The sequence below is a fragment of the Caulobacter sp. FV1ye6ST genome, assembly GCF_058681225.1.
Genome location: NZ_CM178733.1, coordinates 2,702,196 through 2,716,543, shown reverse-complemented (window position 1 = coordinate 2,716,543; position 14,348 = coordinate 2,702,196). Strand labels below are relative to the sequence as shown.

Sequence of the window (14,348 nt, the reverse complement as noted above, 5' to 3'; positions counted from 1 at the left end):
AGCCGATGGCCTAGCGCGCTGGCCAGACCCATCGAGCCATACCGCCGGATAGGTCGCCTAGACCCAGGCGCCATGGCTTGGCTTCGGCCCGATCGACAAAACTCCACGCGAGGCTGAGCGCGACGTCAGCCTCCAGACCTTGTCATGGAGCAAGACGCAAGATGAGCCAACTCGTGGACCGGGCCATTGAGGCCCATGGTGGTATGGAGGCCTTCTGGCGCTTTAACCGTGTGAAGGCCAAGCTGCATCAAGGCGGCGTACTGTGGGCCCTGAAGGGGCAACCGACCGTCCTGGAAGACTGCGAGGTGACGGTCTGGACGCGTGAACAGCAGGTTTCCCACGGCCCGTTCGCCCCCACCCAGAACCATTCCATCTATACCCCGCGGCGCGTGCAGATCGTCGATCCGAACGGGAGCGTGGTCGAGGACCTGATCGAGCCCCGCGCCTCGTTCGAGGGATACGAGATGGAAACCCACTGGAGCCAGCCGCAAGTCGGCTACTTCGCCGGCTACACCATGTGGACCTACCTGACCTCGCCGTTCATCCTGCGCCAGGAAGGCGTCGTGACCGAGGAAATCGGCCCGTGGAGCGAGAACGGTGAAACCTTCCAGCGCCTGCGGGTGACGTTCCCCGACCGCATCGCCACTCACAGCAAGGTCCAGACCTTCTATTTCGACACCAACGGCCTTCTGCGTCGCCACGACTACGAGGTCGACATCCAGGGCAAGAACGCCGCCGCCCGATACCTGCTCGACCCGGTGAAGGTCCAGGGTATCGTCATGCCCGGCAAGATGCGGATCTTCCCGCGGCTGGCCGATGACACCGTCGCGCCCGAACCGCTGATCGTCAGCGTCGATCTTTCCGATTACCGTTTTGAATGATCTAGGGGCGGGCGGCTGCTTGTCAGTCGCCCGTCCGCTCGGCGCATCAACCAGCACAGTCTGAGTTGGGTCCAACGCGGACGGTTTGTGTTTGACGCGCAGGCCAGGAGATTTATCGCCAGGAGGCGACCTCCTGGTTTGCTGGATCGACGCCTAGCACCCGTTTTCAGAACGGGGCTGACGTCCGCCAACCGCCCCCAACGACTATCGAGCTAAGATCAAGCCTAATGACGGCTTCCCACGACACCCACACCAGCTGTGGGGCAAGGACAATGCGTCGCTTTAGTGACGGCAGGTTTCGGTCTCAAACTGAGAGATGCTCTTGAAACCACCCGATGGCGGCGGCGATCGCGATATGGCTCTGACCCAGATAGATGTCGTAGTGGCCGCCGGGGGCGATCACGAGACGCTTAGGCTCCAGGGCCCGTTCATAGGCGGACAGCGCAAGATCCGTCGGCGTCGTCCTGTCGTCACGCGCGACGATGACCAGGAGGGGCGTCGGCGAGATGCGGCCGATGAACGTGCCCGGCTCGTACATGCGTGAAAAGAGTGATGAGCGAACCGTGACGATGTTTTCCCAGACGCCCTCAGGAAGCGGCTGAAGCATGAAGTCCACAGCGTCGCGCGTCCGAAAGGCGGCGGCCACCTCAGGGTCCGCGCTCACCAACGCTTGGTAGGCCGGGGCGCCGTTGAGCTGATCCCGATCATCCTGCATGAGCGCTTCGTCGACCGCGGGGAGACGATCGGGCGGTGTGCGCCGAAGCGCCTGTTCATAGCCGCTGATCGTCGGCACCTGCGCAACGACCGCGCGCAGACGCCGATCGGTCGCCCCGAGCATCAGGGCATGGCCACCGGAATAGCTGGTTCCCCACAAACCAATTCGGCTGGCGTCGACCTCGTCGAGGCTTTCCAGAAAGGAAATGGCCCGCCGCCAGTCGGCGATTTGCCGCCAGGGATCGACGTCGTGCCGCGGCTCACCGCCGCTGGCGCCGAAGCCGCGATGATCGTGCAGCAGTACTGCGTAACCGGCCTCGGCGAACGCTTTCGCGAAGGGCTCCAAGCCGTGATGAATTGAACCGCCAAGGCCGGCGGTCATCGTGACCGCAGGATGCGGACCTGGGCCGTCGGGCAGAAATAGCCAGCCATGCAGGTTCACGCCGCCATCGGCGGGGAACGAGACGTCGATCCTCTTGGTCATCGCGATTTCGAGTCCTGGGTCACGGGGGAGGGCGCGCGGTCGACCGGCGTCGAGAACAGCGAGACGTTGTCGGAGAGCCAGCTTGCGACCGACCGGGGTTGCTTGCCGATGAGGTCCAAAACCGTGGCCGTCGTTTCGGCGAGCACCGACTCCGCGAAGAGGCGGTCAAGGCCAAGCCGAAGATCAGCGGCCATTTCGCTGACGCCGGATCGGATCAAAATTTCCCGATGCTCGGCGGGGCTGCGACGCCTGTACTGGACATTATGGCCCAGTTCCCGCGACAGCGCTTCGGCGACCTCTGGCATGGTAAGGCGGCTTGGCCCGGTGAGATGATAAGCGCGCTGGGAGGCCAGGAAGCGGTCATCGACCAGGGTCACCCGCGCGACATCGGCCACATCACGGGTATCGATCAGATTGACCAGGCCGTCACCGGCCGCTCCGCCCCATGTGGCAGAGGCGACCGACCCCGCGGCTCCGGCAAGGCTGTCGACATACGGTCCAGGGCGCAAAACCGTATAGCTGGTGTCCTGCTGCGCGAGGTGCGCCTCGATCTCCATATGCCAGGCGAACGGCATGAGGCGCGTAGGCGGCCCCATAGCCGACAGCTTGACGATGTGCGTGACGCCAGACGCGACCGCCGCGTCGATGAGCGCGATCTCGTTGGTCACCTGCCGATCGGAGGTGCCGTGGGCGAGAAAGAGTCGATCCACGCCCCGCAGCGCCTCAAGCAAGGTGGATGGGGCGTCGAAGTCCACCGCGGCTCTCGCCACGCCCACAGCCAAGCGCTCGGTTTTCGGGTTTCTGGTCAGCGCGACGACGTCGACCGGGTCGGAGGCGAGGTTGGCGATGAGTCTGGCGCCGACATGGCCTGTGGCGCCCGCCACGGCTATGCGAGGCCGGTCGGGGTTCGAAAAGCGCTCTGACATTACGATCTTCTCGCTGGTCCTGGTAAGATCAGCTGAGGCTAGTTGGGATCACGTCAGGATAGTTCCTAGACGCTGGTATAGGGCTTGAGCCCCCCGTTCCGGACCGTGAGAGGTCACGTTCCAGAACGGACTTGAGACTGGAAGGCTTGTCGAGCGTCACATCGGCTAAACCGATGACTTGGCCGCTAAGTCTCCCTAGGCTTCAACGGAGAGGTGGCTCCAGGTTTCCCAGGTTTCGATCCTGCGGGCGTACTCGGCCTTGGTCATCGGCAGGCCGGCCGTGCCGAAGAAGACCCGCAGCGGCGGTTCCGCTGCGTCGACCAGCTTCAGGATCACCGGGCCGCTGGCCTCGGGATCTCCTGGGACTGCGGCGCTGCGGAACTTGGCTCGCGCCTCGCGCGCCGCGCTATACGCTTCGATCGGCTTGGCCGTCTTCGCGGAGGGGCCGCTCCAGTCGGTGGCGTAGCCGGCGGGCTCGACGATGGTGACCTTGATGCCCAGCGGCGCGACTTCTGCGGCCAGCGATTGGCTGAACCCTTCCAAAGCCCATTTGGAGGCGTGATAGAGTCCGATCGTGGCGAAGGCGTTGACGCCGCCGATCGACGACACCTGGATGATGTGGCCAGAGCCTTGAGCGCGCATTTGCGGCAGGACAGCCTGGGTGACCCAAAGCGCACCGAAAAAATTGGTCTCCATCTGAGCGCGGGCTTCGGCCTCACTGACTTCCTCGATGGTCCCGAACTGCCCATAGCCGGCATTGTTGATGGCGACGTCGATCCGTCCGAAATGAGCGATCGCTTTGGCGACAGTGGCGTCGACCGCCGCCTTGTCATCGACGTTGAGGGCGAGCGGCAGGACGAGATCGCCGTAGGTATCGACCAGCGCCTGGAGCGCTTTGATATCCCTGGCTGTCGCTACGACCCGGTCGCCCCGCGCCAGGGCAGCCTCGGCCCAGATGCGCCCGAAGCCTTTCGACGTTCCCGTGATGAACCAAATTTTGCTCGGCATAATGATCGCTCCGATGTGAGGCCAGGGTCGTTGGCTGACTTAGGGCGTATCGAGCGGGATGCGCCGACGCGTCACAAGCAGGTGATTGCAGAACTTCAGGAAAGTCTTGAACGCGCGGCGACTGAGCCAAGTCGATCTGCATGGGAATTCCTGCATGCCCGCGGCGCTTAGGTACGCCCACCGCGATCTGCAGCGGCCACCCTGTACGAGGGTATGCGCAAGGACGTCCCATCGTAGAATTGGCGGGAGGCTATGGGTGCGCCATCAAGCGGTCACTTCGATTGCGATCTGACCAATTCCGGCTGCGCGCAGCACGGCGGTCGACGGGTTGCGCGCACATTTTCGCCGAGGAGCCGATCCCATGACCCAAGTTTCTCTGAAGAATCAGGGCGCGGTGGCGATCATCACGCTCCATAACCCACCGCAAAACCGGCTTTCACCCGAGATGCTCACCGAATTCGATATGGCGCTCGATGCCGTCAGTTCGAGCGAAGCCCGTGCCTTGGTTCTGCGTGCCGACGGACCGAATTTCTCCTTGGGCGGGGACATTCAGCCCTGGCCAACGATGACCCAGCGCGAGCGTCGTACTCTCTTCGAGCGATATCTCGCCGCGTGGAACCGGTTCGAGAGATTGCCAATGCCGACCGTGGCGCTTGTGCAGGGTCAATGTTTTGGGGGCGGCTTGGAACTGGCGCTGCGAGCAGATGTCATCTTTGCCGGTGATACGGCCCGTTTCTGTCACCCTGAACAGAGCATAGCCATCGTCACGCTGCTGGGCGGGATCTACCGCGTCGCAGAGCGAGCCGGGCGGCCCAAAGCCATGGAATGGGCCCTTACTTCGGAACAAGTGCCTGCAGAGGAAATGGCCCACCATGGCGTCATCAACCGCGTGATCCCTGATGCTGAGCTTCTCCGTGAGGGGATAGCTTTCGCCGCTAAGGCTGCAGCCGGGCCGACCCTGGCGCATGCCGCGCACAAAGCCTTGTTACGCGCATGGGAGTTGGGTGGCAGGGGCGCGGCGGATGAGGCGCTTATGGACATCGCCATGCCGCTTTTCGAAAGCGCGGACACCCGCTGGGCAATCCCCGCAGCAGTTGATGCGATCGCAAAGGGCCGAGCTCGGCCCCAGTTCGATTTCAAGGGTAGCTAGAAGAGGCCAGGGTGGGGGCAAAGCCATTCGGGAAGGTATCGCCAACAACCACCCGATCGCTCCATCCACAGCAGCCGTTACCAATTCCGTCGCCAAGAGCGCGTCCATTGGCACTGCAGCCTGAAAGGATAGGCGCATGAAGAGGTCTGGCTTTAATTCCTTTCGTTTCGCGTGTGATCTCACTGATGGATGGCGCCTATCGTTGGCGAGATCTTCCAGCAATATCTCGATATCCAGAACCCCTTCGCGGCTTCACAATGAGAATTTTCTCAAAATACCTCTCACTTGTACCTAATAGGGCGCGCCACTTCGGTTCATGCGTACGAACGTCTCGAGCCGCCGACTCTACGCTGTTGTTCGCCGAAATCGCTCTCAGCAGCTCCCTGGGGTTGCTGGCGCTCAGCGGCGGCTTGTCGGCGGGCTTGGTCTCCCTGTCGCTTCGAGGCGGCGTCACGCCCTGGGTCGTCGAGGTCGATCATCTGGGCGAGCCGCGCGTCGCCGCCCCGGCCGTCCAGGGCGCGCGGGCCAGCGACGCCCTGATCGCCTGGACCCTGGCGCGGTTCATCACCGACGTGCGCACCCTGTCCACCGATCCGGTGCTGATGCGCCAGGCCTGGCCGCGCACCTACGACTTCACCAAGGCCGATGGGGCGGCGGCTCTATGGGATCACGCCCGCCGAGCCGACCCATTCATTCACGTCGGCAAGGTTCAGGATCACCAGCGTCGTGCGCGCCTCACCTAGCAGCTTCCGGCTCGCCTGGACCGAGCGGCGCTACGCCGACGGACAGCTCGTCGCCACCGAGCGCTGGAGCGCCATCCTCACCATCACCCTGAAGCCGCCGCGCGACCCCGAAGGGCTGCGGGCCAATCCGCTTGGCGTTTTCGTCACCGCCATCAGATGGGCCAGCGGCGGTTTATTCTCCACTACGCCCGTGGCCAGGATCACCGTGCGGGCCCGCGGGGTGGCGCCTGCGGTCTGGCCCGTCCTGAAGATCATCCCTGAGATGGATCACCCGTCACCGTCAGGCCGGCGAGGGTGAGACCGTCTCTAGCGCCAACGGCGAACGGTTCGAGGGCCTGGTGGCCGATATCGCCGACGGTCGCTGAGACCCGCGCGGGGCGCTGTCCGTCCGTGGCGCCCAAGCCGGACCGGCGAGTTACGGGTTGACGGCCTGACCCGCCGGCCGGTCCTTAGCTGACGGCTAGGGCGGCGGTCGGCAGGGCCATGGTGGGGTAGTCGGTGTAGCCGTGGGCGCCGCCGCCATAGAGCGTCTCGGCGGCCATCAAGGGACTGAGCGACGCGTTCGTTTGGAAGCGGGCGACGAGGTCGGGGTTGGCGATGAACAGCCGTCCAAAGGAAATCAGGTCGGCGCAGCCGCTGGCGATGGCGTCGATCGCCATCTGGCGATCATAGCCGTTATTGGCCATCCTGACCCCGTCGAAGCGGCCGCGCAGCGCCGCGTAGTCGAAGGGCGCGAAGTCGCGCGCGCCGCCAGTCGCGCCCTCGACCACATGGACATAGGCCAGGCCAAAGCCGTTGAGTCCCTCGACCACGTGGTTGAACAGCGACTGGGGATCGCTGTCATGGGAATCGTTGGCCGGCGAGACCGGCGACAGCCTCACGCCGAGCCGGTCCGCGCCGATCTCGGTGGTGACGGCCTTGGTCACCTCGAGCAGCAGGCGCGCCCGGTTCTCGATGCTGCCGCCATAGGCGTCGGTGCGCTGGTTGGCGCCATCCTTGAGGAAGGCGTCGAGCAGATAGCCGTGAGCGCCATGGAGCTCCACCCCGTCAAAGCCGGCCTCCAAGGCGCGGCTGGCGGCGTAGCGGAAGTCTTCGATGACGCCGGGAATTTCCGTCAGCTCCAGGGCCCGCGGCGTGGAGGTATCGACGAAGCCCTGTCCGGCGATGAAGGTCTTGGTCTTGGCCCGGATGGCCGAGGGCCCCACCGGCGCCTGGCCATCCTTCTGGAAGCTGGTGTGGGAGACCCGGCCGGTATGCCACAGCTGGACGACGATGGTCCCTCCCTGGGCATGGACGGCGTCGGTCACCGCGCGCCAACCGGCGACCTGCGCGTCGGTGTAGCAGCCTGGCGTGTCGGAATAGCCTTGCGCCTGGGCCGAAACCTGGGTCGCCTCGGCGATGATCAGGCCGGCCGAGGCGCGCTGGGCGTAGTATTCGGCGGCGAAAGGGCTTGGGACCAGGCCCGGGCCGGCGCGGTTGCGGGTCAGCGGCGCCATGACCATCCGATTGGCCAGATCAAAAGCGCCGACCGTCACGGTTTCGAAGAGCGCGCTGGCCGACCGGGGAGCGTGAGGCTTGTTCATGATCTGTCATCCGCAAGAGGAGGTGACGGGATAGGGCAGGGACGGTCGCCGTGACAGCCTCGGATTCCACTCAGGCCGGCGACAAGCGCGGGACCTGGCGCGTGAATACCAACGGGCCGTCGCCGGCCTCGATCCAGGTCCCGGCGGACTGCCGCACGATGGCGCTGGCGTCTTCGATCCGGCCGATCGCGGCGACCTTGCCCGTCAGGGTCGCGAAACGCTGGGCGGCGGCGACCTTGGGTCCCATGGAGCCTTGCGCGAAATCTTCGGACCGCAGGCTGCCGGCCCCGGCCCGCACGATGGCCCTGGCGTCCGGCTTCGCGAAATCGACATAGACCGCGTCGACATCGGTCAGCATCAACAGCATGTCGGCGCCGATCTGGCCGGCTAGGAGGTTGCTGGCGCGGTCCTTGTCGATGACCGCCTCGACGCCATCAAAGCCGGCGCCGGCGCGGGCGATGACCGGGATGCCGCCGCCGCCGGTGCTGATCACGACGACACCGGCCTCGACGAGCAGTCGGATGGCGCCAAGGCCGAGGATTTCGAGAGGTTCCGGGGAGGGGACGACCCGGCGCCAATGGTCGCCGTCGGGGGCGACCGTCCAGCCGCGCGCCGTCGCCAACGCCGCGGCCTCGGCCGCGTCATAAACCGGGCCGATCGGCTTGCGGGGATGCTGGAAGGCCGGATCGGCGGCGTCGACCCGCACCTGGGTCAGCAGGGCGGCCAGCAGCGTCCCTGGCGGCAGACGCTCGCGCAGGGCCTGCTCGATCAGATAGCCGATCATGCCCTGGCTTTCGGCCCCCAGGATATCGAGCGGATAGTCGCCATCCTGGGGACCGGCCGCCGACTGCAGGGCGATCAGGCCCACCTGCGGACCATTGCCGTGGGTGACCACGATCTGATGGCCGGCCGCGACCAGGGCCGCCAAGGCCTCGGCCGCGACGCCGACATTGCGCCGTTGCAGCCGCGCGCTCATCGGCTCGCCACGTTTGAGCAGGGCGTTGCCGCCCAGGGCGACGACGATGCGCACCCTCAGGCCGCGGCGACGGCCGTGGCCGCGTGCGCCCCGAGCGGTTCCTGTTGGGTGATGCAGTGGATGTTGCCGCCGCCGAGCAGGATTTCCCGGCCCGGCACGGTGCTGATGTCGCGCAGGGGAAAGAGGTTCGAAAGCAGGGCCTGGGCTGCGTCATCGTGAGGATCGTTGAAGGCGGGCATGACGATGCGGTCATTGGCGATGTAGAAATTGACGTAGGACGCGGCCAGCCGATCGCCGGGTTCACGCGGCAGGGTGCCGGGAACCTTGTCGACGCCGGCGGCTTCCTCGGCGGTGATCAGGGCCGGATTGGGCTGGTGCAGCTTGTGGACCGTCAGGGGGCGGCCCCGGGCGTCACGCAGGACCTGAAGACGCTCGAAGGCTTCGGCGGAAATCTCGTACTGCGGATCGCGGCGATCGTCGGTCCAGGTTAGAACCACTTCGCCCGGCGCGATGAAGCGGCAGAAGTTGTCGATGTGGCCGTCGGTCTCGTCGAGATAGACGCCGGCCTTTAGCCAGAGAACAGCCTCGACGCCGAGATAGTCGCGAAGCTCCCGCTCGATCTGTTCGCGGGTCTTGGTCGGGTTGCGGTTGATGTTGAGCAGGCATTGCTCGGTGACCAGCAGAGAACCTTCGCCGTCCACGTCGATCGACCCGCCTTCGAGGATGAAGTCGGGGCCGTAGCGGTCATCCCCCTCCATCTCGATGACCTTCTCGCCGACCAGGTCGTCTTGGTCCCAGGGGAAATAGAGGCCGCCCAGCAGGCCGCCCCAGGCGTTGAACTTCCAGTCGATGCCGCGCACAAGGCCGGCCTTGTTCACCACGAAGGTGGGGCCGCAGTCGCGGATCCAGCTGTCATTGTTGGTCATCTCGACGACGCGCACGGCCGGGTCGAGCATCTCGCGGGCGACGACATATTGGCCGGGCGAGACGCAGACCGTGACGGGCTCGCCCTCGACGATCGCCGCCGCCACCGCGGCGAAAGCGTGCTGGGCCGGCTTGGCGCCGCCGCGCCAGTTGTCCGACCGTTCGGGCCAGAGCATCCAGCAGCCGACATGTGGCTCCCACTCGGCCGGCATCCGAAACCCGTCCTGGCGGGGCGTGGTGGTCAGGAGCTTAGACATGGGAGGTGGCCTTTGGGGACGCGGCAAGGGGAAGCGCGGCGAGCGGCGCGGGCGTGCGCCGGCCACGGACGAGGAATTCACCGATCAGCACGGTGACTAGCGACCCGCCGCCGACCGCCAGCGCATAGGTCAGGTCAAACTTGCCGGGCTTGTAGATCAGGAAGACGATCGATTGCAGGATGAAGGCCATGCACAACAGGCTCAGCCCGATCGCCGCGGGCTGACCGCCGGGAACCCGGTAGGGCCGCGGGAGATGGTCATCGACCCGGCGCAGTTTCAGGAACGAGGCGAACAGCAGGAAATAGGGCAGCAGGAAGATCACCGACGAGAAGGCGAAGGTGGTCCAGAACAGATCCTCGGCGCTCTTGGCCAGCAAGCCGTAGAGCACCAGGACCCCGCTGCCGATCAGGCCGCCCAGGATCGCCGAGCTGGCGGGCGTCTGGTACTTGCCGTGCAGCTTGCCGAAGATCCTGGGCAGGTCGCCGCGTCCCGCCGCCTCGGCCGCCGAGCGGTTGGCGCCGATGGTCCAGGTGACCATGTTGGCGACGAAGGTGTAGAGCGCCATCAGACCAAAGATCATCACCGCGGCCTGGCCCAGCGAACTTGCGCCAAACAATCGACGGAAGGTGTCGGTCAGGCCCTTGATCAGGCCGATGTCGCTGGCCGGCAGGGCCAACAGGATGCCGACGGTCGCGAAGATGTAGAGAAACGAGATGGTGGCGCCCGACAGCACGATGGCGCGGGGCACGTCGCGCGCCGGATTTTCCATCTCCTCGCCGGCCCCGGACATCAACTCGAAGCCCAGGAAGTTGTAGAGAATGACCGGCAGGAAGGCGAGGCTGACGCCCCAGGTGGGGGTCATGGACTTTAACGTGAACGGATTGGCGACACCGTGGACCACGGCGTAGGCGACGCCGCCCACCCCCATGGCCAACATGATGACCACCTTGAAGACCGCGCCGATGTTGGGCACCCACTTGCTGACATTGAGCGCCACGATGTTGACGCCCACGGTCATCCAGATCAGGCCAAAGGTGATGGCCATCTTGGTCCACAGGGTCATTGTCGGCATGAACAGCTCGGCGGCGACACCGGCGAACAGGATGAAGACCGACGGCATCCAGACCGCGACATTGACCCACCAGAGCCAGGCGGTGCGCCCGGCCCAGATCGGCCCGAACGCCCGGCGCACCCAGGCATAGATGCCGCCCTCCTGCGGATAGGCGCTGCCCAGCTCGGCGGTGATCAGGCCATAGGGGATGAAGAACAGCACCAGGGTCAGCAGCCACCAGAAAATTGACTGGACACCGATGGCCGCCGAGGCCGCCAGCTGGTCGATCACCAGGATGGCGCAGACCGTGAACAGGGTCATGTCCAGGCCGCGCAGCACCTTGGCGAAGCGAGGCCTTGGCGCGGCTGGCTTGGTCGCGGCGGCCGATGTTGTGGGGGTCGGCGTGGCCATGCTGGCCTCCTTGAGGTCAGCGGACAAGAAAGTCTTCGATCAGGCCGCGGTGATAGTTGGCCAGGGTCGGCGACGCCGGCTGCAGGCGTGGATAGACGAAGCTGACCAGCAAACCTTTTTCAGTGTGCAGGCGATTTTCCGACTGGTCGTAGATGATCGATTGCGGGCCATCCATCACCGCGTCGGTGACTTCCACGCCGCGCGAGGCGGGCAGACAGTGCATGAACTTGGCGCTCGGCGGGGCCTTGGCCAGCAAGGCCTCATTGACCTGATAGGTTGGCATGAAGGCCGCGCGGCGGTCAGGGATTTCGGCCTCCTGGCCGACCCACCACCAAAGATCGGTATAGATGAAGTCCGCGTCGCTAACGGCGGCGACCACGTCGTCGGTGATGCGCAGCGAACCGCCGGAGGCTTGGTTGTTGGCCTTGGCGATGACTTGCCAGGCCTCAGGGGCCTGATAGCGGGCCGGAGCGGCCTGGGTAAAGTGCATCCCCATCTGCGTGCAGATCATCATCAGCGATGAGCAGACATTGGTCGCATCGCCGACGAAGGTCACCTTGACCTGGCTCATCGGCTTTCCCGGCGGGCTGTGCTCCATCATCGTGAAGACGTCGCTGACCACCTGGGTGGGATGATTATAGTCGCTCAGGCCGTTGAGCACCGGAACCTGGGAATTGGCGGCCAGATCCAGCACCGTCTGGTGCTTGAGCACGCGGGCCTCGATGACATCGACCATGCGGCTGACGACCTGGGCGGTGTCACGCAGACTTTCACGAACGCCCAGATGGATCTCGCCGGGCTTCAGATAGAGCGCATGTCCGCCGAGCTTGGTCATCGCCACCTCGAAGGAGATACGCGTCCGCGTCGAGGGTTCTTCGAAGATCATGCCCAGCGAGGCGCCGGCCAGGAGCTTGGGACAGGCGCCGGCCTTGTCGGCGGCCTTGAGCAGCCCGATCAGATCGATCAGGCGCAGGAGCTCGGCGCGCGAGAAGTCCTGGGTGTCGATGAAGTGCCTGGGCTTAGCCAACATGCTGGGGCCGTTTCATGAGGGTTTTTGGCCGACGTGCAGCGGCCGGGGCGCGAGGCCCTGAACGCACCGGGTCGGTCTGGCTGTTCTAGGGGCGCGGGCAGGGCGACCGGCAGCCTCGGAAACTACCCATGAGTTACCGATTGTCCCGCGCTGGCGGGCCATGTTGGAAGGCGCTGAAATCGCCGTCGACCTCTGTCCTTTTCGGAACAAGCGACGGGGGATCGGTTCCAGGGTCGAAGCGCCGCCATTGCGTGAGACGACCCTGCCAATAGACGACGTCCTGGTCTTCGATGATCCAGGCCACCTCGCCCGCGAACGGCAGCCATAGGCCCTCGTGACGGCGGTAGTCGAAGAAGCGACCGCGCCAAGGCGTCGGCACGAAGCTCGCGCCGACCGAACGCGGGCGATCGGGCGCGAACGCGCTGGCGATCCGCCCCTCGGCGTCGAGGTTTAGGGTCACTTCGACCGTAGCGTCTTCGGGGCCGGCGCCGACGATAAGCTGATCGGAGCCGTTGGCCCGCCAGCGAAGGCCGCTGTTGCCCAGCAGGGCCCCTGGCGCCCAAGCTAGTTCCGCCAGATAGCGCATCAACTCGCCGCGTATGAGCGCGGATGAGGGCTTGGCGCGGGCAAGCCGAATGAGGCCCAGCGCCGTGAGCTCGAAGCAGCCTTCTCCGGCGACGAGGGCGTCGCGCGCCGCCAGAAGGCCAAGGCGGCCAAATTTCGCCCGCCAATCGAAGGCGCAGTGCTGGGTCGAGAGGGTTTGGCGCGCCGTGAACGCCATCCACGCGGCGCTGTCGAGTTTCGCCTTCATGCGGCCGGCTTGCGTGAGCTCAACGGCTGGCGCATCGTCCGGCGAGGCCGCGCCCAGTCGCGAGGCCAGATCAAAGACGGCCGAGGGCGGCGGCGCCCCGCTGCGTCTGGGCTCCTGGCTTGCGACGTCGCGGTGGGAGGGAGAACTGGATCTCCTCAAGCGACCAACGTCCGTTCTGGGGCGCGGCGGGCGGCGTAGGGCAGCGCGGCGCCATGACCAAAGCGCATAACCAAATCTGGACGACGGCCCGGCAGGCCCACCAGGCTGGCCAGTTCTGGACGCAAGCTGGCGACCTCGACCGGCTGGTTGACGAAGGCGTGCTTAAGGCCAAGCGCCGTGGCCTGCAGCGCGAAGCGCTGACAGGCGCGCCCGGCGGCGATCCAATCAGCCTTGTCCTCCACTTGCGAGACAAAGATGGCGACGCCGGCCGATGAGGCGAGCTGACGGGCATATTTGTCATTCTCGGACTTGGCCTTAAACGCCAGGTCGAACATCCTCGGCCCAAGCCAACCTGGCAGGATCGCACTGCCGCTTGTCGCGCTGAACAAGCCATCACCGGTCTCCAGCGCTTGTCTGGGGTTGAACCGCAACCATGTCTTCAGTTCTTCGAGGAACGCCCGGTCCGCCATCTGTTGGCTATTGCCGGCGACAATCAGTTGCGCCACCCGGTCGATCCCCGGTCGGTCGGTGATCATCACAAGATCGACTCCGGGGACGATCGCCGCCTTGGCAAGGGCGCGCAAGTCATCGACCGAAACCGCCTCGCCGCTGTAGACGGCGCGTGTCGATTGTCGCTTGGCGATGGCGTCGAACAGCGCAGGCTCTGCCCGTTGACCCGCGCCGAAAGCAAATTTGAGAGAACCGCCGTTTTCGGCCGAAAAGCCGATGTCGCCGGGGATAGATCTGGCCGCCGCCGCGATCGCCAGGGTCTCGGCCGCGCAGCCAAGCCCGACAAAGAGGTGATGGTCGTCGGGATCCACGACCGGCGTCCGGCGAGCGAAGTCCGGCAGGATGTCGATCTCATTGAGCCCCGGCCGGAACCGCCACGGCTGAGTGTTGTGCCCGCTGGGCGCCAGGGTCGCGAAACGGATGAGGTCGCCGATCGCCGGCGTTTGGCGCAGGGCGGCCCGGCTGGCGGCCACCGCGGTGTTATATTCCGCCATCGAGCCCATGCCGTGCAGGCCATAGAATCCGCCGCCAAGCCCCGCCAATGCCACGGCCCCACCTGCGCTGAGCAAGCCTCGCCGGTCCATCATTCTATCCTCTGCGATGTCATCGATGACGCACTCTCGGTGGCTATGCGCGGGACGAGCCGATGGCGCAGCCTAGGGCCGGAGGGCGCCGCTGGCAGGGTCGGAAACTACTTAGCGCCCGTCCTTCGGCATGGAGGCGTCACCGC

General features: G+C 65.5%; 12 protein-coding genes and 1 pseudogene. 3 read left to right on the top strand and 10 right to left on the bottom strand.

The window, feature by feature from the left end; translation table 11 throughout:
- Window positions 1-161 precede the first annotated feature (161 nt).
- Window positions 162-881, top strand: a complete 720-nt coding sequence (locus tag ACW175_RS13185; protein WP_492100522.1) for a hypothetical protein — start codon at window positions 162-164, stop codon at window positions 879-881.
- Window positions 882-1,185: 304 nt separating this feature from the next.
- Here the strand turns inward: ACW175_RS13185 and ACW175_RS13180 are convergent, their stop codons facing one another.
- The 3 genes from ACW175_RS13180 to ACW175_RS13170 form a co-directional block, all read right to left on the bottom strand.
- Window positions 1,186-2,079, bottom strand: coding sequence for an alpha/beta hydrolase (locus ACW175_RS13180; protein ID WP_492100521.1), 894 nt, complete (start codon window positions 2,077-2,079; stop codon window positions 1,186-1,188).
- Complete coding sequence (locus tag ACW175_RS13175) at window positions 2,076-3,005, bottom strand: NmrA family NAD(P)-binding protein (protein ID WP_492100520.1); 930 nt, start codon at window positions 3,003-3,005, stop codon at window positions 2,076-2,078. The genes ACW175_RS13180 and ACW175_RS13175 overlap by 4 nt, the downstream gene beginning before the upstream one ends.
- Window positions 3,006-3,200: 195 nt before the next feature.
- Complete coding sequence (locus tag ACW175_RS13170; protein WP_492100519.1) at window positions 3,201-4,013, bottom strand: SDR family oxidoreductase; 813 nt, start codon at window positions 4,011-4,013, stop codon at window positions 3,201-3,203.
- Between the two features lie 361 nt (window positions 4,014-4,374).
- Between ACW175_RS13170 and ACW175_RS13165 the strand changes: the two genes are divergently transcribed.
- Window positions 4,375-5,163: an enoyl-CoA hydratase/isomerase family protein gene (locus tag ACW175_RS13165; RefSeq protein ID WP_492100518.1), complete on the top strand. Its 789-nt coding sequence runs from the start codon at window positions 4,375-4,377 to the stop codon at window positions 5,161-5,163.
- Between the two features lie 185 nt (window positions 5,164-5,348).
- Window positions 5,349-6,204, top strand: a pseudogene (gene trbF, locus ACW175_RS13160) (conjugal transfer protein TrbF).
- Window positions 6,205-6,355: 151 nt separating this feature from the next.
- Here trbF and ACW175_RS13155 read toward each other — a convergent pair.
- From ACW175_RS13155 to ACW175_RS13125, 7 genes are all read right to left on the bottom strand, one after another.
- Window positions 6,356-7,489, bottom strand: coding sequence for an alkene reductase (locus tag ACW175_RS13155; protein WP_492100517.1), 1,134 nt, complete (start codon window positions 7,487-7,489; stop codon window positions 6,356-6,358).
- Window positions 7,490-7,559: 70 nt separating this feature from the next.
- Complete coding sequence (gene arcC / locus ACW175_RS13150; protein ID WP_492100516.1) at window positions 7,560-8,519, bottom strand: carbamate kinase; 960 nt, start codon at window positions 8,517-8,519, stop codon at window positions 7,560-7,562.
- A gap of 2 nt (window positions 8,520-8,521) precedes the next feature.
- Entirely contained in the window at window positions 8,522-9,646 is a 1,125-nt protein-coding gene (gene aguA / locus ACW175_RS13145) for an agmatine deiminase (protein ID WP_492100515.1), read from the bottom strand.
- A complete protein-coding gene (locus ACW175_RS13140) occupies window positions 9,639-11,108 on the bottom strand; it encodes an APC family permease (protein WP_492100514.1) in 1,470 nt (489 codons plus the stop codon). Before ACW175_RS13140 ends, aguA begins: the two co-directional genes overlap by 8 nt.
- A gap of 16 nt (window positions 11,109-11,124) precedes the next feature.
- Window positions 11,125-12,138 (bottom strand): putrescine carbamoyltransferase, encoded by a 1,014-nt coding sequence (gene ptcA, locus ACW175_RS13135; RefSeq protein ID WP_492100513.1) that lies wholly within the window; start codon window positions 12,136-12,138, stop codon window positions 11,125-11,127.
- Between the two features lie 133 nt (window positions 12,139-12,271).
- Window positions 12,272-13,108 carry a DUF6544 family protein gene (locus ACW175_RS13130; RefSeq protein WP_492100512.1) on the bottom strand — a complete coding sequence of 279 codons (837 nt, stop codon included), beginning with the start codon at window positions 13,106-13,108 and terminating at the stop codon, window positions 12,272-12,274.
- Window positions 13,105-14,205 (bottom strand): Acg family FMN-binding oxidoreductase, encoded by a 1,101-nt coding sequence (locus tag ACW175_RS13125; protein ID WP_492100511.1) that lies wholly within the window; start codon window positions 14,203-14,205, stop codon window positions 13,105-13,107. The genes ACW175_RS13130 and ACW175_RS13125 overlap by 4 nt, the downstream gene beginning before the upstream one ends.
- Window positions 14,206-14,348 lie beyond the last annotated feature (143 nt).

What these genes read in the sequence shown, in the direction of transcription:
- ACW175_RS13185 (WP_492100522.1), top strand. Translation starts at nt 162, where the DNA reads ATGAGCCAACTCGTGGACCGGGCCATTGAGGCCCATGGTGGTATGGAG.
- ACW175_RS13180 (WP_492100521.1), bottom strand. Translation starts at nt 2,079, where the DNA reads ATGACCAAGAGGATCGACGTCTCGTTCCCCGCCGATGGCGGCGTGAAC.
- ACW175_RS13175 (WP_492100520.1), bottom strand. Translation starts at nt 3,005, where the DNA reads ATGTCAGAGCGCTTTTCGAACCCCGACCGGCCTCGCATAGCCGTGGCG.
- ACW175_RS13170 (WP_492100519.1), bottom strand. Translation starts at nt 4,013, where the DNA reads ATGCCGAGCAAAATTTGGTTCATCACGGGAACGTCGAAAGGCTTCGGG.
- ACW175_RS13165 (WP_492100518.1), top strand. Translation starts at nt 4,375, where the DNA reads ATGACCCAAGTTTCTCTGAAGAATCAGGGCGCGGTGGCGATCATCACG.
- ACW175_RS13155 (WP_492100517.1), bottom strand. Translation starts at nt 7,489, where the DNA reads ATGAACAAGCCTCACGCTCCCCGGTCGGCCAGCGCGCTCTTCGAAACC.
- aguA (WP_492100515.1), bottom strand. Translation starts at nt 9,646, where the DNA reads ATGTCTAAGCTCCTGACCACCACGCCCCGCCAGGACGGGTTTCGGATG.
- ACW175_RS13140 (WP_492100514.1), bottom strand. Translation starts at nt 11,108, where the DNA reads ATGGCCACGCCGACCCCCACAACATCGGCCGCCGCGACCAAGCCAGCC.
- ptcA (WP_492100513.1), bottom strand. Translation starts at nt 12,138, where the DNA reads ATGTTGGCTAAGCCCAGGCACTTCATCGACACCCAGGACTTCTCGCGC.
- ACW175_RS13125 (WP_492100511.1), bottom strand. Translation starts at nt 14,205, where the DNA reads ATGATGGACCGGCGAGGCTTGCTCAGCGCAGGTGGGGCCGTGGCATTG.